The 18684-nt window shown below is 39.8% G+C and carries 15 protein-coding genes; 10 read left to right on the forward strand and 5 right to left on the reverse strand.

Going from position 1 to position 18684, the window contains the following annotated elements:
• Positions 1 to 5 precede the first annotated feature (5 nt).
• Together L0951_RS03935 and L0951_RS03940 are read right to left on the reverse strand one after the other, a co-directional pair.
• Positions 6 to 956 carry an MlaD family protein gene (locus L0951_RS03935; protein ID WP_234110004.1) on the reverse strand — a complete coding sequence of 317 codons (951 nt, stop codon included), beginning with the start codon at positions 954 to 956 and terminating at the stop codon, positions 6 to 8.
• A gap of 126 nt (positions 957 to 1082) precedes the next feature.
• Positions 1083 to 3230, reverse strand: coding sequence for a peptidylprolyl isomerase (locus tag L0951_RS03940; RefSeq protein WP_234109598.1), 2148 nt, complete (start codon positions 3228 to 3230; stop codon positions 1083 to 1085).
• Positions 3231 to 3467: 237 nt separating this feature from the next.
• Between L0951_RS03940 and lon the strand changes: the two genes are divergently transcribed.
• From lon to L0951_RS03955, 3 genes are all read left to right on the forward strand, one after another.
• Positions 3468 to 5873, forward strand: a complete 2406-nt coding sequence (gene lon, locus L0951_RS03945) for an endopeptidase La (RefSeq protein WP_234109600.1) — start codon at positions 3468 to 3470, stop codon at positions 5871 to 5873.
• A 319-nt stretch (positions 5874 to 6192) separates the two neighbouring features.
• Positions 6193 to 7302, forward strand: a complete 1110-nt coding sequence (locus L0951_RS03950; RefSeq protein WP_234109602.1) for an AI-2E family transporter — start codon at positions 6193 to 6195, stop codon at positions 7300 to 7302.
• 134 nt (positions 7303 to 7436) lie between these two features.
• Positions 7437 to 8354, forward strand: a complete 918-nt coding sequence (locus tag L0951_RS03955) for a DUF4349 domain-containing protein (protein WP_234109604.1) — start codon at positions 7437 to 7439, stop codon at positions 8352 to 8354.
• Between the two features lie 59 nt (positions 8355 to 8413).
• Here the strand turns inward: L0951_RS03955 and L0951_RS03960 are convergent, their stop codons facing one another.
• Positions 8414 to 10240 (reverse strand): DUF3857 domain-containing protein, encoded by a 1827-nt coding sequence (locus tag L0951_RS03960; RefSeq protein WP_234109606.1) that lies wholly within the window; start codon positions 10238 to 10240, stop codon positions 8414 to 8416.
• A 202-nt stretch (positions 10241 to 10442) separates the two neighbouring features.
• Between L0951_RS03960 and pgi the strand changes: the two genes are divergently transcribed.
• The 7 genes from pgi (at position 10443) to L0951_RS03995 (ending at position 17360) form a co-directional block, all read left to right on the forward strand.
• Positions 10443 to 12083: a glucose-6-phosphate isomerase gene (pgi, locus tag L0951_RS03965; protein ID WP_234109608.1), complete on the forward strand. Its 1641-nt coding sequence runs from the start codon at positions 10443 to 10445 to the stop codon at positions 12081 to 12083.
• Between the two features lie 28 nt (positions 12084 to 12111).
• On the forward strand, positions 12112 to 12996 hold the full coding sequence (locus L0951_RS03970) for a bifunctional 5,10-methylenetetrahydrofolate dehydrogenase/5,10-methenyltetrahydrofolate cyclohydrolase (protein WP_234109610.1): 885 nt from the start codon (positions 12112 to 12114) through the stop codon (positions 12994 to 12996).
• Positions 12997 to 13099: 103 nt separating this feature from the next.
• Entirely contained in the window at positions 13100 to 13729 is a 630-nt protein-coding gene (locus L0951_RS03975; RefSeq protein ID WP_234109612.1) for a 7-carboxy-7-deazaguanine synthase QueE, read from the forward strand.
• Positions 13730 to 13765: 36 nt separating this feature from the next.
• Positions 13766 to 15142, forward strand: coding sequence for an exopolysaccharide biosynthesis polyprenyl glycosylphosphotransferase (locus L0951_RS03980; protein WP_234109614.1), 1377 nt, complete (start codon positions 13766 to 13768; stop codon positions 15140 to 15142).
• A gap of 37 nt (positions 15143 to 15179) precedes the next feature.
• Positions 15180 to 15932, forward strand: coding sequence for an MlaE family ABC transporter permease (locus tag L0951_RS03985; RefSeq protein WP_234109616.1), 753 nt, complete (start codon positions 15180 to 15182; stop codon positions 15930 to 15932).
• Positions 15932 to 16750: an ABC transporter ATP-binding protein gene (locus L0951_RS03990; RefSeq protein ID WP_234109618.1), complete on the forward strand. Its 819-nt coding sequence runs from the start codon at positions 15932 to 15934 to the stop codon at positions 16748 to 16750. The genes L0951_RS03985 and L0951_RS03990 overlap by 1 nt, the downstream gene beginning before the upstream one ends.
• Positions 16734 to 17360: an outer membrane beta-barrel protein gene (locus L0951_RS03995; protein ID WP_234109620.1), complete on the forward strand. Its 627-nt coding sequence runs from the start codon at positions 16734 to 16736 to the stop codon at positions 17358 to 17360. Before L0951_RS03990 ends, L0951_RS03995 begins: the two co-directional genes overlap by 17 nt.
• A 34-nt stretch (positions 17361 to 17394) precedes the next feature.
• Here L0951_RS03995 and L0951_RS04000 read toward each other — a convergent pair whose 3' ends face one another.
• The gene (locus L0951_RS04000; RefSeq protein ID WP_234109622.1) at positions 17395 to 17721 is read right to left on the reverse strand and encodes a hypothetical protein; all 327 of its coding nucleotides are present in this window, start codon (positions 17719 to 17721) and stop codon (positions 17395 to 17397) included.
• A gap of 72 nt (positions 17722 to 17793) precedes the next feature.
• Positions 17794 to 18603: a M48 family metallopeptidase gene (locus L0951_RS04005; RefSeq protein ID WP_234109624.1), complete on the reverse strand. Its 810-nt coding sequence runs from the start codon at positions 18601 to 18603 to the stop codon at positions 17794 to 17796.
• Between the last annotated feature and the right edge of the window lie 81 nt (positions 18604 to 18684).

Genomic DNA, 18684 nt, shown 5'->3' on the forward strand with positions numbered 1-18684 from the left:
AGTCTTTAGTTTGAAGAGTTTTTGCCGAAAACGGAAAAGTTTAGGTAGCGTTTCGGGTTTTCCTTCAGGTCGAGAATCAGCTTATTGAGATTTTGCGATGATTCATTGAGATTTTTGTAAAGTTCCTCATCTTTAGTCAATTTGCCAAGTGAACCCTCGCCATTTTGTATGCCGGAAATAACACTGTTTAGCTTGTCCGAGGTCTGGCTCAGTTTGTCGATGGCATTGTTGAGCTTTTTCACATCCACTTCGTCCGCAACCCTTCCGTATTTGTCGATTGCGGTTTTCGCACTTATGGTAGCGAGATTCGCATTGTCAAGCACTTTTTGGATTCGTGGATCATTGTTGGCAAGAAGCGCATTGGTTTGTCTGGAGGTTCCTTCAAATGCGGAAACAGTTTTGTTCAGGTTGATGAGTAGCGCCCTTATTGCTGCTTTGTTATCATCATTCAGCATCTGATTGGCATTATTGGTCAGGGAATCAATTCTTTTCAGAACCAATTGCAACTGATCTTTTACCGGGCCGATTTGGGACGAAATATTATTCATCAGCGAAAGTTTGAAGGCACCTTCCAATGTGTCGCCGTCCTTTGCCATCGGTTGTCCATAAGCTAGATTGATCCGCATTTCTTTTCCGGACATTAATCCCGGTTCGAAAATTTCTAAGGTTGATTTTTTTGAAAACTCAAAATTATCATCAACCATTACTTTCACCACGAAATGGATTTTCCCATCTTTCTCGGTAATCGGAATGATTCTGTCAACCTGCCCAACTTTCAATCCGTTGATAGAAACTGGATTGGAGGCAGCAAGACCCTCTACATTGTCAAATTTTGCGTAAAAAATATTGTCTGTGGTAAATAGACTTTTGCCCTTCATGAACTGAAACAAAAACACAAAACCAATGATGGCAAAAAGTGCGATGAGACCAGCTTTTATTTCTTTGGTGAATTTCACTATTTTCTGGATTTTAATGAACAAATATAATACATTTTAAATAAACCAATTAGCGGTCAGCTAGCTTAATTGCACAAAAAAAGCGACTTTTTGAAGGTCGCTCTTATATAGAATTTGATCGAAATTTTACTGTGCAGCTTGCTGGTTGTAAATCTCAATTCGGTAATCTTTGATTTTTGCGTTATCCTGAAGGCTCTTCAGATACATTTGCCCGAACTGTTGCGCATTCTGTCTTTGCATACCATCTGTAATTTCTTTCAAATCTCCCGGTTGTTTGTTGATCGTTTCAGATTTTTTCACCAAGACGTAAACTCCGGTCATGCCTTCCACAGGATTCGAAAGTTTTCCTTTTGCCACTCCAAATGCGGCACCGCTAACTTTCGGTTCCATTGCGCCGGCGATTTGCGGATTCAATAAATTAACCTGTGCAGATTGTCTGGTTGCACTGAATTGTTTTGCGACTTGATCCAGGTTGCTCGCTTTTGCAGAATTGATCTTGGCGATGATCTGTTTAGCAATCATTTGGTTTCTTACTATGGGTTCAATTTGGTTTCTTACTGCTTCTGGATCGGCTGTTCCCGCATCTTGGATTCCGTTCAGGTACACCACGATTCTGTCACCGGTTCCTTCCACGGTGAAGATATCTGTATCGCCTTTGTTTCTTTTCTTGTTGAAAGCCCACGCGATGACTTCTTCGTCCTTATCGGTTCCCAAACCTTGTATTTGTCCCTGGAATCTACCTACCTCTGTAGGATTCAGGAATTGGTAGTTGCTTTTCTTGGCTGCATTAGCAAACTCGTTGAAGGATTTCCCCTGAATTTGCTGGATGAATTTAGTTGCTTTGGTATAAACATCGTTTTCAGTTTTATCAGAAGCTTTGATCTGCTTTACCAGGTTCGCAACTTTATAGCCCATTGAGCCAGATTTTTTATCCTCGATGTTGATGATATGGTAACCGAACTGGGTTTCCACTACTCCGGTTGCACCTTTAGTGTTGGTTGCCAGGAAATGAAGAAATTCCGGAACAAAAGGAGTTGATGGAGTCGTCCAACCCACACTTCCACCTTGAGCGGCAGAACCCGGATCAGAGGAGTATTTCAGGAACTCTGTAAATTTTGCCGGATCAGCTTTCACCACTGCACCGATGGAATCTGCCAATTTCTTCGCTTCTTCTTTGGATCTTGTCACATCTGCACCTGCCTGATTACCTTTGTAAGAAATTAAGATATGTCTGGAAAGGGTGGAGTCTGAAGGTTTCTTATCAAGTAATTTCGAAACCACATAGAATTCCCCTTCTTTGTATGGGCCGAAAGTACTTCCCACCGAAGCCGAAGACACTTTGTCCTTGATCTGTGCAGGGAGTTGCTGGGCAGAGAAATATTGTGGATTAAATGGGATATCGGAATTCAGAGCAACATACATGGAATCATGGGTAGTATTTTGGAAATTTTCTTTCCCTTCACTCATGTCGCTTCCTTCTGTGTACAGCTTGTTGATTTCTTTTAAAGTGGCTGCGTCATCGGCGGCACTTGGAACTGCTGGAAAATGAACGATTCCCAAGTTTCTGCTCGCATCTCTTTTGAACATGATCGGGTGTTTTTTCACGTAGGCCGCTAAATCTTCGCGGGTCACTTTCACTGGATTTTTCTGAGCGTAGGTATCATAATCAATTTTCACGAAATCGATCTCCGCCATTTGGTCACGTTGTCTCATGATTTCCTCGGCTTCCTTTTTTGCCACAGTTACACCGGCGGAAATATTTGCGAAAACCTGCCTTGCCATCATTCTATATTCAATGGCTTGTCTGGTTTTCAGCCAGTTGTTATACATTTCCGCATTGGTTCCTTTTAATTCTTCGACCTGTTTTTTGATTTCTTGAATTTTGAAGTTTCCTTTTGCGTCAAAATTTTCCTTATTTTGGGCAAACATCGGGTCAAACTGTAGCTGGTTCCAGAACATTTCGTCAGTCAGTTTCAATCCCATTTTCTCAAACTGTTGTTTGATTAATTTGGATTGCACGGTCAGTTGCCATGCCTGTTCTTCCAAACCTTTTGTCGGTCTGCCCTGCTGTTGGGCTTGTTGCTGAAGAATGAATAGCTGGTTGTCGTAATCTTCTCTGGTGATTTCATCGCCATTTACTTTCCCGTAAACGCCCGGTTTTGCTCCAAATAATTTTTCCAAACTGTCCGGATTTACCACGAATGCTAACATTGCCACTGCGATAATCCCCATCAAAAGCCAGGGTCTGTTTCTAATCTCGCCTAAAACTGCCATCTTTTTGTATAATTTTATCAGTCTGCGAAAATACACATTTTTAACAGATTAGAAAAAAAATTAAAAACTTATTTATCAGGTGGGTTTTTGGGAATATGGAAATTTTGTCTAAATTTTCGTGTGGCACAATGGTTGTGATTTTATTGGCGCCTTTTTATAGAGAGCATTATCATAGAGATAGCTGAAAAGGTTTAATAAAAACTCAAATTAAAATGACAATTTGTCATTAGGAATATTATGACAGAATTTGAAGATATGAACTTTGAAGAAATTATGGGCGATGGTTTCAGCATTGTGGCTGAAGAAATTAATCTGAATGATATCTTGGAAACCCCAGAAAATAATGACCAGAAAGAATTCCCGATTCTCCCTGTGAGAAATATGGTGATGTTTCCCAAAGTGGTGATTCCCATTACCGCAGGTCGGGAAATGTCCATAAAACTTCTGGAGGAAGCCCAACGAAACAATGAGTTTATCGGGATTTTAAGCCAAAAAAATTCGCAGGTTGATCAGCCTACTTTTACGGATATGCATCAAGTGGGAACATTGGCGAAAATTGTGAAAATCATCAAACTTCCGGATGGAAATACCACCGCGATTACCAAAGGTTTTCAGAGATTTAAAGTAAAATCTTTCACTTCTTCAACTCCATTTTTTAGGGCGGAAATCATTAAACTGAAAGATATTTCTACCAAGAAGACGGAGGAATACGAGGCGCTTTTGGAAAATATTAAAGATTTAGCATTAAAAATTATTCAATTGGATCCCAATATTCCAAATGCCGCGAACTTTGCGATTAACAATTTGAACAACAATGAAGATTTGTTGAACTTCATTTGCACCAATGCGAATTTTCAGACCGAAGAAAAACAGAAACTGCTGGAAGAAAAAAGTCTGCTGACCCGAGCTGAAAAACTTTACGAATTGATGCACGACGAATTCCGAAAATTGGAGCTCAGAAACCAGATTCATCTAAAAACCAACAAGGAACTCGATAAGAGTCAAAGGGAATATTTTCTGAATCAGCAAATGAGAACAATCCAGGAAGAATTGGGGGGTGGTCCGGATTCTGATGTGGAGGAACTTTTAGAAAAGGCTAAAAAAATCAAATGGAATGAGGAGGTTAATGCGCATTTCAAAAAAGAGATCAGCCGCCTCCAAAGACAAAACCCAAACTCACCCGATTATAATGTCCAAAGAAATTATCTCGATTTTTTTACGGATTTGCCTTGGGAAAATTATTCCAAAGATATTTTCGACATCAAAAAAGCTCAAAAGATTCTGGATAAAGCCCACTTCGGACTGGAAGACATAAAGAAAAGGATTTTGGAACACATGGCGGTTCTGAAACTCAAAAACAACATGAAATCACCGATTCTCTGTTTGGTGGGACCTCCAGGTGTTGGTAAAACCTCACTGGGAAAATCTATTGCCGATTCCTTGGGAAGAAAATATGCGCGGGTTTCACTCGGCGGACTTCACGATGAATCCGAAATCCGCGGTCATCGAAAAACCTATATCGGTGCGATGGCGGGAAGAATTTTGCAGTCCATCAAAAAAACAGGAACCTCCAATCCGGTGATAGTTTTAGACGAAATCGACAAAATTGGTCAAGGCGTTCATGGCGACCCAAGTTCTGCCCTGCTTGAAGTTTTGGATCCTGAACAAAACAATTCTTTTTATGACAACTTCCTGGAACTGGGTTACGACCTTTCCAGAGTATTGTTTATTGCGACAGCAAACTCGCTCTCCACCATTCAGCGGCCGCTTCTGGACAGGATGGAAATCATCGAAATTGCAGGGTACACTTTAGAAGAAAAGGTAGAAATCGCAAAAAGACATCTCCTTAAAAAACAAATGGAGGAAAATGGTTTGGATGCCAAATCCTTCAGACTGGGAAATGCTGAGTTGAAGCACATCATCGATGCACATACTTCCGAAAGCGGTGTTCGCGGACTGGAGAAACAGATTGCGTCGATTGCAAGATGGGTGGCTTTGCAAACCGCAATAGAATCTCAGTATGATCCAAAAATTTCAATCGAAAAAGTGGATGAGATTTTGGGTGTGCCACGCCCGAAAAGTATTTCGGAAATTACTGGAACTCCAGGTGTAGTTACCGGTTTGGCGTGGACGCAAGTGGGTGGCGATATTCTTTTCATCGAAAGTATTTTGAGCGAAGGAAAAGGAAATCTTACGATGACGGGAAATCTCGGAACAGTGATGAAGGAATCTGCCACGATAGCTTTGGAATATATTAAAGCAAAATATGACGAACTGGGAATTTCCAACGAAGAAATACAGGAAAAAAACATTCACATCCACGTTCCGGAAGGAGCCACTCCGAAAGACGGACCTTCTGCTGGAATTGCGATGCTGACTTCCATGGTTTCAAGTTTTAGGAATAAGAAAGTGAAACCGCACCTGGCAATGACCGGCGAAATTACGCTTCGCGGAAAAGTACTTCCAGTTGGTGGAATCAAAGAAAAATTACTTGCTGCAGCAAGAGCCGGAATCAAGGAAATCATTCTCTCTGACGCGAACCGAAAAGATGTGGAAGAAATCAAAAAAGATTACTTGAAAGATTTGAAAATCAATTATGTAAAGCGAATGCGAGAAGTAATTGATTTGGCGATTGAGGAATAACTTTTCGGAAAAGAAAATTTGCCGCGAATGCAAGAAAAAATTAATCTGCATTCGTGGTATTTTTTTATCTTTGATTTGGCAAACGAAGTGATGTAGGGCGAAAACATCTGGCTTCATCTTCTTTCAAAATTCCTTTATCACAGTCGTTATATTATTGATGAAGAAAAAAGGCAGCTGATTGTTTCTGCAGTGATTTGTCGGAAAAAGGGGAAATTGACTTTTCCAGAAGGGAATGATCAAGAATCAAGATTTCATAAAAAAACTAAATCGCAAGAAAAATTTTGTTGTTTCTTTGTTTCGAGAAACCAAACACTGACCCATGCAAGAAATTAAACTCCCATTTCTGGTTAGATTAACCTTCGTCTTAATCAGCATTTTGACGGTGGGTTATTTGGCGACGATTGGTAAAACCATTTTGGCGCCGTTGTTTTTTTCTTTTTTAATGGCGCTTTTGCTCCTTCCTTTTGCTAAGTTTTTGGAAAGAAGGTTGAAGTTTACCCGGTCGCTTTCCACGTTTTCCTCAGTACTGGTAATGGGCGTGGTTCTCACAGCGATTCTTTATTTTTTTGCATCGCAGCTCAGTGATTTCACAAAAGATTTTCCCATTTTGCAGAAACAGGTCAACAAATCACTGCTGGAACTGCAGGTTTGGATTTCGAAAACTTTTCATCTCAATATCAGCAACCAGTGGAAATACATAAACCAGGGACTGGAAAAGCTGCTTTCTTCCACGGGCATAATTTTGGGTTTTACGGTTGCCATGTTTTCATCATCCCTGGCTTTCGTGATTTTCAGTATTTTGTTTTTTATTTTCATTTTAAATTACAGAAGGCTTCTTTACCAGTTCATCGTTTCGGTTTTCACCGAAAAACATACCCTGAAAGTTCATGATGTGATGGCGGAAATACAGAGAATCATCAAGTCTTATATCTCCGGTCTTTTTATTCAGATTCTCATTGTGAGTATGCTGACCAGTGGTTTGCTGACGATACTTGGTGTGAAATACGCGATTTTACTAGGCGTTTTAACCGGTTTGATGAATCTGATTCCTTATATCGGGATTTTCGTTTCTTGCTTGCTTGCTTGTCTGATTTCATTTGCCACCGGAGGAACAGCGACTCTTTTCGTGCTTCTTGGCTACGTGGGCATTCACGTGATTGATGGAAATATCATTTTGCCTTTGGTGGTGGGATCCAAAGTGAAGATCAATGCTTTGTTTACTTTTATAGGATTATTGGTAGGTGAAGCTCTTTGGGGAATTTCGGGAATGTTTTTGAGTATTCCGTTTTTGGCCATTTTGAAAATTATTTTTGAAAGGGTAGAAGGTCTTCAACCTTGGGGAAAACTTCTCGGCGAAGAAACCAGAATCAGAAAGCCACGCCGAAAATATAAGATTACCAAGAACATCACCTTGCACGAAAAAGAGTGATTATTTACAAAGAGCTCACAGTCAGTCTGTTAAAATTGTAGATTTACTTTACAATTGGTTTAATATCCATTTACAATTTTCTTCCCGAATTCATACTGAAATTTGGTTTCAACAAATCAAAAAATATTTCCGTTATGAAAAATTCAGCATCAAAAATTCTTTTGGGTTCGCTTATCGTTGCAACTTTTTTTTCGTGCCATAAAAATGAAATTTCCGGCGAATATGCTGCAGACAGTGCAGTTCCCATTTCAAAAGATTTCGCCGAAGCGGTTTCAGATTCCGTTTCCTCGGTCGCAACCATGCAGGTGAAAGACAAACAGTTCATCAAAACCGCAGATGTCAATATGGAAGTGAAAGATGTTTATGAAGCCACCATTTCCATTGAAAAAAATCTGGAGGATTTGGGAGGATTCGTGACTTCAAGTAATTTAAGTTCGCGGATTGCGTCTGAGGAAAATTTCAATACTTCCGATGAAAACGCCACTCTGGTCAGAAAATTCCAAACTGAAAATTCAATGCAGGTTAGAGTTCCAACGGAAAAATTGGGAGTTTTTCTCACTTTGATCAATGACAAAAAAGTATTTCTGAATTCCCGAGTAATCCTTGCGGAAGATGTCACTTCCAACATTAAACTTGCCGAACTGGAAGCCAAAAGAAATGCGAAAACCGGCGAAAACATTGATAAACTAAAAGCTGACAAAGACAAAGTGAAATTGAGCGACGAAAACATAGGTGAAGGAAATCACCAAAAAGTGGCTGGTTTTGAAATGACTGATCAGCTGAAATATTCCACCGTGGATATTTACCTTAAGGAGCCGAAATTGCGCATTGCAGAAATCCCGGTCATCAACTCCAAAAGTATCGACAACAAATACAAATTCAACTTTCTCTATGATCTGAAAAACGCTTTTGTCGAAGGGTTTTATCTGATTCAAAAACTGACGGTCGGTTTGGTTTCAATTTGGCCATTAATCGCAATGGGCGGAATTGCTTTTTGGATATTCAAGAAAAGAAAGTCCGCTGTAAAACTTGAAAAACAGGATGTTTCTTGATCCCTTCCTGTTCAGAATCTTTCACCTCCGGGAATTTTCCGGAGGTTTTTTGGATGGACTCAGTTTTTTCTAATTATAGCTGCTTTTGAAATAGCCTCATTCACTTTGTTGATAAATCTTTGGTAATCTGCGAATTCACTTGGATTAAAAATAACTTTGTTAACCAAAAGTGTCCAGGTGAAAACATGTTGATTGGCAACTATTTCACTTCCCTGTACGAACTGTAAATTGCCGCCAAACGCCGAAATTTTTTGATCAAAACCATCTGTTTTTGCTGAAAAATTGGGTGGGAGTTTTGTTTTCAGCTGAACGGTTCCCTGAAATGGAAAATCCAGCATGATGGGATAATCTCGGTTTTTTTCTATGGTCAACTCACGTATGGTTTTTGTAAATGGGTTTTCTATCATTAAAAACGATTCGGCAGGATTTTCAAAAGAAACTGTGGACTCCCTGATTTTCCATTCTTTATGATGGATCTCTTCTGAATTCTGATTTTTTGTTCCCCGGAAAACATAAAAATCATCAGGGTTAAAATTGGGTGAATCCAAATAGCCGTTCACACGGTCCTGGATGGATAGTTTTCCCTGCGTATCACTTAATTCCAAGTCCTGAACAGAAATAAACTCCGATAGGTTTGGAGAAATGGGCAGAAAAGATTCGGCTGGGTTTTCCAATTCCAGAACAATATTGTTGAAGAAATTTAGTGACGGATATTTCAGGTTTTTAGGTTCAGAAGTGGCACCGTCAATCAAGAGTTTTTCACCATTGTCCATATCCACTATATTATTCAAAGTCTGCAACCTTGAAAAAATGGGGTACGCCGTAATGATCTGACCGGTGCTTCGCAGACTGTTGATGACCAGTTCAGAACGAATTCCTTTCCTGTTCAGAATTCCCTGTAGTAAAATATTGAAATCGGCGGAATTTCCTTTTTTTGTCCTCAGAAAATCATCCTGCATGTTTCCGGTGTGAAAAGAGACATACCGGTTCCATTCAAAATTCTGTCGAAGATATTCCAGGGTGTTTTTTAAAGTTTCTAGCTTTGTAGCACCAGTAGGAATTTTCATTGCAATCGCGCCAAAATCCACATTTTTTGTGGTTTTTAACAAATCGGCATTCACCACTTTTTTAAAACCGCTCCAGGAATTTTCTGAATAGTAAGTTCCGTGGAATTGTTTCTCCGCCGTAAACTGAAAGAAGAGTTTTTCCCGAAAATCCTCAGGATTGTAAACATGTGTAAAAACCTGTGAACTCGGGAGGTTGAAAAGTTCCCAATTTCTCACGTTTTTTTTGCCGCTGTATTTCTTGGTTAATTTGGCTCCGTTGAGAATGACACGGTAAGCGAAACGTGTTGCCAGTTCCAGACTGAGTTTTGATGATAAGGTCGGTATCTCATTTTGAAAACTCCAAGGAGATGCAGCTAAGTCATAAGGTCTGGAAATCAATACTTTGTATTCGATGACGGAACCTACACGGACATTCGGAAAAGCAATCGCGATTTCTTTAATTCCATTCATGTTGTTCACAATAATGTCTTTTTTCTCAACTGGTGAAATCACTTCTTTGCCATCAACAATATTAATTGTTTGTGCACCTTTTAAAACCACATTGTCATTCAATCTTTTAGCCATGAAGCTCCATTTTCGTTCAGCTTTGCTGAATCCGGAAGGTGCAAGTATTTTTGTTCGGCCATATTCTTCGAGTTCGTAACCGTAATCGGTGATTTTTAATTTGCCTACTTCTGAAAGTTTCACCGCATTTGCAGTGGGTTCATATGAAACTTCCGTAAGCGCAATCTCTTCCGGAGACAGTTTTCCCCATTTCGTTTCTTGCGAAGCAGCTGAAAAAATTACAAAACACAAAGCCAAAAATAAAACGGGTTTCATCTCCGATCAATATATAATTCTTTCAAATATAAATAATAAATCATATTCGGTAATTAAGTACAGTCATCTGAAATCCTTAATTTTGCATTTCTAAAGTTGAAAGCAATACCGCAGAAACGCCGGAACAAAAAAGTAATTAATAAAGAGCCTTAAAATCTGATTATTCAGAGGAAGGCGCCAATATCAACTGAAACCTAAAAAAATGTTTCCAAAAATAAACCCTACCCAAACCAAAGCATGGCAGAGTCTCAACGATTATTTTGCCCAAAATGATTTCGAACTGCGATCCCTTTTTCAGGCTCATCCAAAAAGGTTTGACCAGTTTTCGGTGAAAAGGGAAAATTATCTTTTTGATTTTTCTAAGAACCTGATTGACGAAAAAACGTTTGAACTTCTTCAAAACTTAGCAGCTGAATGTAAAGTGAAAGAAGCAATCTCCGCGATGTTCTCTGGTGAAAAAATCAATGAAACCGAAGGAAGAGCGGTTCTTCACACTGCTTTGAGGGATTTTTCAGATCAGCCGGTTTTGGTAGATGGCGAAAACATTAAACCCAAAATCAGGAAGGTTCTTGATCAGATGAAATCGTTTTCAGAAAGCATCATTTCCGGGGAGCACAAAGGGTTTACCGGGAAAGAAGTTACCGATGTGGTGAATATCGGAATTGGTGGATCAGATTTGGGTCCGGTGATGGTGGTTTCCGCACTCAAACATTTTAAGACCAGATTAAATGTACATTTCGTATCAAACGTAGATGGAAATCAAATTGCGGAAACTTTGAAAACACTTAATCCTGAAACCACCCTTTTTATCATCGCCTCAAAAACATTTACCACACAGGAAACGATGACCAATGCAGAATCTGCAAAATCATGGTTCTTAAAGGAGGGAAAACAGGAAGATGTGGCAAAACATTTTGTGGCTTTATCCATTAATATTCAGTCGGTTAAAGCGTTCGGAATTGCGGAAGCGAATATTTTTGAATTTTGGGATTGGGTCGGTGGAAGATACTCACTCTGGAGTGCGATTGGATTGAGTATTTCACTCGCAGTAGGTTATGAAAATTTTGAACTGTTGCTGAAAGGAGCTCATGAAACCGACGTTCATTTTCAAACTGCAGATTTCAAAGAAAATGTTCCGGTTTTAATGGCATTACTTGGAATTTGGTACCGAAACTTTTTTGATGCACCTACCTATGCGATTTTGCCTTATTCACAATATTTGGATCGTTTCGCGGCCTATCTTCAGCAAGGCGACATGGAAAGCAACGGAAAATGTGTGGATAGAAATGGCGAATTTGTGCAGTATGAAACCGGACCGATTATTTGGGGAGAACCGGGAACCAACGGTCAACACGCATTTTATCAGCTGATTCACCAAGGAACCGAATTGATTCCTGCAGATTTTATCGCTTTTGTGAAATCCCCAAATCAGGTTGCAGATCATCAGGAAAAATTATTGGCCAACTTCTTCGCGCAAACTGAAGCGTTGGCTTTTGGAAAAACTGAAGAAGAAGCCAGAGCAGAATTAATCAAATCAGGCCAATCTGAAGAGCAAGTGGAGTTTTTGGTGAATTTCAAAGTCTTCCATGGAAACACGCCTACTAATTCATTTTTAATCAATGAATTAACTCCTTTTTCATTAGGTCAGTTGATTGCGCTTTATGAACACAAAATTTTTGTACAGGGAGTGATTTGGAATATTTTCAGTTTTGACCAATTTGGGGTAGAGCTGGGAAAAGTTTTGGCGGGAAAAATCCTTGCCGAACTTGAAAGCCATGAAAAGGTGGAGTCCCATGATTCGTCAACCAACGGTTTGATGAATTACTTTATGCAAAAAAAGTAACATTGAAATAAATCTAAAAAAGTAAAAAATGGCACAAATTCTTGACGGACTGAAAGTTTCCAAAGAAATTAAGGAAGAGATCAAAAATGATGTGGAGAAAATTCTGGCATCTGGAAAAAGAGCGCCTCATTTGGTGGCAATCCTCGTTGGAAACAATGGCGCGAGTGAAACCTATGTTCGAAGCAAAATCAATGACTGCGCTGAAGTAGGGTTTAAATCCTCCTTGGTGCGTTTTCCAAGTACCGCCTCTGAGGCAGAATTGTTGGAAAAAATCCAGGAACTCAATGTGGATCCTGAAGTTGATGGTTTCATTGTGCAGCTACCGCTCCCGAAACAGATGGATCAGGAAAAGGTGATTATGGCGATCAATTCGCACAAAGACGTAGATGGTTTTCATCCTGAAAATTTTGGAAGAATGGCTCTGGAAATGAGTACTTTTCTTCCGGCAACACCATTTGGAATCCTGACCCTTTTAGAAAGATACCATATTGAAACCAAAGGTAAAAACTGTGTGATTATCGGGAGGAGCAAAATCGTAGGAAGACCAATGAGCATTTTGATGGGAAGGAAAGATTTTCCCGGAAATGCCACAGTTACAGTAACTCATTCTTACACACCACATATAGAGGATTTCACCAGAAATGCAGATATCGTGATTACTGCGTTGGGTGATCCATTATTTCTAAAAGGAGATATGATCAAAGAGGGAGCAGTGGTGGTTGATGTGGGAATTTCCAGAGTGGAGGATGATTCAAAAAAAGGTTATCATTTGGAAGGCGATGTGGATTTCGAGAGTTGCGCACCCAAAGCAAGCTGGATTACGCCGGTTCCGGGCGGAGTGGGACCAATGACGAGAGCGATGTTGCTGAAAAACACTATTTTGGCTTACAAGCACACTATCTATAAAGATTAATTTCTGTTGAAAAAAGGAAACCGAAGACAGAAAATTAAACAGATTTCAAAATTTGTGGAGCGGGTTTGAACGCTTTATCAGAAAAGATTTTAGGGGGAAAATTATGACAAAAGAAGAAGAAATATTATTAAAACAAGGTAAAATGCTTCCTGTGATGGAGCATTTTTACACATTGCAGGGTGAAGGCGCATACACCGGAAACGCTGCGTATTTTATCAGACTGGGAGGCTGTGATGTGGGTTGCCATTGGTGCGACGTGAAAGAAAGTTGGAATCCTGATCTGCATCCTTTGATGAACGCGGAAGAAGTTGCGGAAACTGCCGCAAAACACTGTAAAACCATTGTCTTGACCGGTGGTGAACCTTTGATGTATAATCTGGAGGTCTTGACCAAAAAATTGAAAGAACTCGGCTGCGAAATCCATATCGAAACTTCCGGTGCCTACGAAATGAGCGGCATACTGGACTGGATCACCCTTTCGCCAAAGAAAACCAAATTACCAACTGAGGACATCTATGCAAAAGCCCATGAACTGAAAATGATTGTGTATAACAATAGCGATTTTAAGTTCGCAGAGGAACAGGCTTCAAAAGTTTCAGCAAATTGTGAGCTGTACCTGCAAAGCGAATGGAGCAAGCGAAATGAAATGTACCCCAAAATCACCGATTTCATTTTGGCGAATCCGAAATGGAAAGCATCAGTTCAGACCCACAAATATTTGAATATTCCGTGATTATTGGTAAATTTACATCTTTGTAAATAAGGATTTATGCAAAAAATTCGATTTTCTCGATATTTCAAGGTCATTTTCATTTTGCTGGATGTAGCAATTATTGCTGGGGTTTTTCTGTTTTTTTTTCTGCGTAATAATGAATTCAAATATGATCGCGATATTTGGGAACAAAACCTGCTTTCCTTAATTCTCCTTACCTTGTTCTGGATTTTGCTCAGCGGCAGAACCCGATTATACTCCATCGCTCGAAACGTTACCTACACAATTTATTTGGAACGGCTCATTACCCACATCTTTATTTTTATTTTCGGAGTGATTTTGTTGGCGAAGGTCAGTAATAATGATTTTCTCAAGCAGGATCGATTTCTCATCGCAACGAGTCTGTTTGTTTTTCTTTGCCTCACAAAATCGTTGATATTTTTTGCATTAAAGTACTTCAGAACTTTGGGGATCAACCACCGAAACGTAATGTTTTTGACCGAAGATGCCTCTGCACAAGTCTTGAGGAACATCCTCGAAGAAAGAAAAGATTATGGTTTCAAAATTTTTGATTATCCACAGACAGACAGAAACGATTTTGCTCAATTAACGCATTTTTGGGAGGAGAATGGAATCCATACCATGTACCTTTCTAATGAACCCAAGAACGGTTCCAGAGAGTTTGAGCGAGAAATATTCAGACTTGCAGATTTACACAAAATCCGCATATCTCTGATTCCCAGTATAATTGAAAATAATTTTTTTCAGTATGATCTGGATTATCTTGAAACTCAGCCTATCTTGGTGCGAGCCAAATTTCCTTTGGAATATCTGACCAATGCGATCGTGAAAAGAAGCATTGATATCCTGTTCTCAGCAATTGTTCTGATAGGAATATGTTCCTGGCTGTTTCCCATTATTGCAGTAGCCATCAGAATCGGCAGCAAAGGCCCCGTGTTTTTTGTTCAGAAAAGATATGGTTTTCATGATCAGGTTTTTAACTGTATCAAGTTCAGAACCATGTGCGTGAACGGAGATTCAGCGACAAAGACCACGGAGGAAAACGATAAGAGAATCACCAAAATTGGCAGATTCCTAAGGAAAACTAGCCTGGATGAAATGCCACAGTTTCTAAATGTTTTGAAAGGCGACATGTCAGTTGTGGGACCAAGACCACATATGCTTTTGGTGGATGATTTCTATAAATTGAAGATCGGAAGATATTCCATTCGAAGCCTCGTGAAGCCTGGCGTAACTGGACTTGCCCAAGTGAACGGACTTCGCGGAGATGCCGCCAAAGACATGGAAATTGAAATGCAGAAAAGGATTTTAGCAGACGCCTTTTATGTAAAAAACTGGAGTTTGAGTTTGGATTTCGTCATCATCCTGAAAACCATTTTCCTGGTAATCGCCGGAGATAAAAATGCCAATTAAAATCTTCTCAAAAAAATAAAAACACTAATTTAGCGGAATGTTAAAAAGATTTTTGAGTGAAGTTGGCGCTTATTTTCTTCTTTTATCGAAATCGATCAAAAGACCGCAAAAAATGTCTGTCTTTGGCAAATTATTGTTGCGCGAAATCAACGATTTGGGAGTGAATTCCTTTGGTTTGGTTTTATTTACCTCAATCTTCGTGGGAGCAGTGGTGGCGATTCAGATGTTCAACAATTTCAGCGCCTCATCAATCCCGATTCCTAAAGCTTTTATCGGGTATGCTACAAAAGCGGTATTGATTCTGGAATTTGCACCCACCATCATCTCCGTGATTTTGGCGGGAAAGGTGGGTTCGTATATCGCGTCAAGTATTGGTACAATGAGGGTTACCGAGCAGATCGACGCACTGGATATCATGGGCGTGAACTCGCCGAATTTCTTGATCATGCCTAAGATTCTGGCCAGCATCATTTTTAATCCGCTGCTCATAGCCATCAGTATTTTCATCGGATTGTGGGGCGGTTATTTGGCTGGACTCGCCACCGGGAACTGGAGCAGGGCAGATTATATCACCGGTGTTCAAATTTATATGCCCCAACATTTTATCTGGTATGCATTTTTCAAAACGGTGGTTTTCGCATTTTTGATTGCAACCATTCCGGCTTATTTCGGATATAATGTGAAAGGCGGTTCGCTGGAGGTAGGCCGTGCAAGTACACAAGCTGTTGTTTGGACCATTGTGGCGATTATCATCATGAATTTAATTTTAACCCAAATGTTCCTCAGCTGATGATTGAAGTTAAAGATTTGCAGAAAAACTTTGATGGAGTGGAAGTGCTGAAAGGAGTCAGTACCACTTTTGAGACAGGAAAAGTCAACCTGATCATCGGGCAGAGCGGTTCGGGGAAAACCGTGTTCCTGAAAAGTCTTTTGAATGTTTACCAACCCACATCGGGCGAAATTCTTTTTGATGGCAGAGATATCAATAAAATGTCGCGGGACGAAAAAATGTCGCTGCGATCGGAGATTGGGACTGTTTTTCAGGGAAGTGCCCTGTTTGACTCCATGACAGTAGAGGAAAACATTATGTTTCCGCTAGATATGTTTACGAATCTGTCGTTTCGCGAAAAAAAACGTCGGGTTTTTGATGTGGTAGGAAGGGTCCATCTCAATAAGGCCAACAGGAAATACCCATCTGAAATTTCCGGGGGAATGCAGAAAAGAGTTGCCATAGCAAGAGCAATTGTGAACAATCCGAAATATCTTTTTTGTGACGAGCCTAATTCCGGACTCGATCCTTACACATCCAATATTATTGACGACCTGCTTCTTGAAATTACCAAAGAATATAATACCACCACCATCATCAACTCCCACGATATGAATTCTGTGATGACGATTGGTGAAAAGATTGTTTACCTTCGGCATGGAATCAAAGAGTGGGAAGGAAATAAAGAGATTTTGATCAATGCGGGAAATAAAAACCTGATTGATTTCGTTTATTCATCAGAGTTGTTCAAAGAATTGCGTGAATATTTCTTAGAAACAAATAAGACATCCATAGAAAATATAATAACTAAACCTAATCCTAATGAAACAGATTTTTAGCCTAGTTTTAATTGCAGCAACTACACTGGTCACTGCCCAAATTAAATTAGCTGCCAAAGGAAATTTATTGTTCAAAACCGATAAACCCACTTGGGAAGCGATCTCTAATACGGCAACCAGTGCTTACAAAGAATCCGGCAAAAACAATATTGGTTTTAATTTCGGAGTTTCTGCGAAAATTGATTTTCCCGTGACTTCTTTTTTCCTCATGCCCGAAATCTACTACACCACCTTTAAATCAGAATTTGATGTTCCGGATGAAAATGTAACGCTTGAGATTAAAAGCAATCGCATTGACATTCCCGTGTTATTAGGATATAATCTTTTTGGCGAAACACTAGGGGTTTTCGCAGGTCCTGTTGCTTCTTATAACTTTGACAAAAACGATCAGTTCAAGGATTTCACGGAAGATACCAAGAATAAATTTTTATTGGGATACCAATTTGGTGCTCAGGTTCAAATTTCAAAAATGATTTTGAATGCAAGATTTGAAGGCGCATTCAGTCAGGATCAGCGGGATTTTATCAATAAAACAAATCCAACGGATTACGTGGTGAGATATGACAGCCGACCAAGTATGGTAATTTTTGGGTTAGGTTATCAGTTCTAAAGTCATAATCAATTAGAAAAAAAATATCCGCAGATCAGTAATTCTGCGGATTATTATTTTGTGTAGGAACAATGGGAGTTTTTGGCGATTGGCTGGCGAGTTCTGCAGCCTGTTTTTCCAGTTCCTCCTTTTCTTTTTTGAGTTGTTTCAGTTCTCTTCTTTTTTGTTCTTCTCTCAGTGCGGTTCCCTTGCTCACATATCCCACAATTCCTCCTATGATCAGACCAATTCCGATTCCCGCCAGGATTCCCATCAAACTGATAGGTTCGAAAAGTTTCATAATTGAAAACTGTGGAAGCATATAGTAAAGCAGGAAAGCCATGCCCAAAAGCAGAAATCCAATAAAGTGTAAATTTTTCATGGTGTGGAAATTAAAAAAATCCTTCCCAAATTTAATAATTTTTCGGGAAGGTGAAATTTATTGCTTCGTGATCTAGATTTTCCCGCCAGCGGTTTTGTAATATTGAAGCGCTTTTGCCATGTGTTTTTCCAGGTCTGCGCGTCTTGTTTCTGGATTCGGGTGTGTTGAAAGGAATTCCGGTGGTCGGTTTCCGCTACCTGCAGCTTCCATTCTTTGCCAGAAAGGATAAGCTTCTCTGGGGTCATATCCAGCCATTCCCATTAAATATAGACCCATTTCATCAGCTTCCAATTCTTGGCTTCTGCCATATTTTAGCAGGGCTACCTGTGCTCCGATTGGGTATGCTTGCTGGAAAATCTGAGATAACTGAGCGTTCGAGATGGTGCTTCCCAGAATTGCTCCACCGTATTGTGCAACCATCGCCTGAGAAATTCTTTCGTTACCATGTCCTGCAAGTGCATGGGAAATTTCGTGCCCCAAAACTACAGCCAGTCCCGTATCGGTTTTGGTAATCGGCAAAATACCGGTATAAACCGCTACTTTTCCTCCCGGCATACACCAGGCATTGATTTGCTTATCATCCAATAGATTAAACTCCCACTGATAATCCGCAATATCAGCTTCCCGGCCAATGCCTCTGTAATAATTGTTTGCAGCATTCTTCAGTCGCAGTCCCACATTTTGCACGCTTTTGGAAGCAGTGGTTCCAGAAATCACTTTGGCTGTAGAAAGCGCCTGCTGATATTGTTGCAAAGCTGCAGCGGCAATCTCTTGATTATTTGCCAGCTGCAATGTTTTTCTGCCGGTAATGGGATTGGTTGTACATGCAATCAGTGCGATGGACAAAATTCCGGCGGATAAAAATTTATTTACGTTTTTCATAGCGTTGAATTTGAATATCCTTTTTTAAAACAATTATTATTCCAAATAAAAATTTTAACTTTAACCATTACCTTTTTCGCA

The sequence above is a fragment of the Chryseobacterium sp. R2A-55 genome, assembly GCF_021401085.1.
Lineage (GTDB): Bacteria > Bacteroidota > Bacteroidia > Flavobacteriales > Weeksellaceae > Kaistella.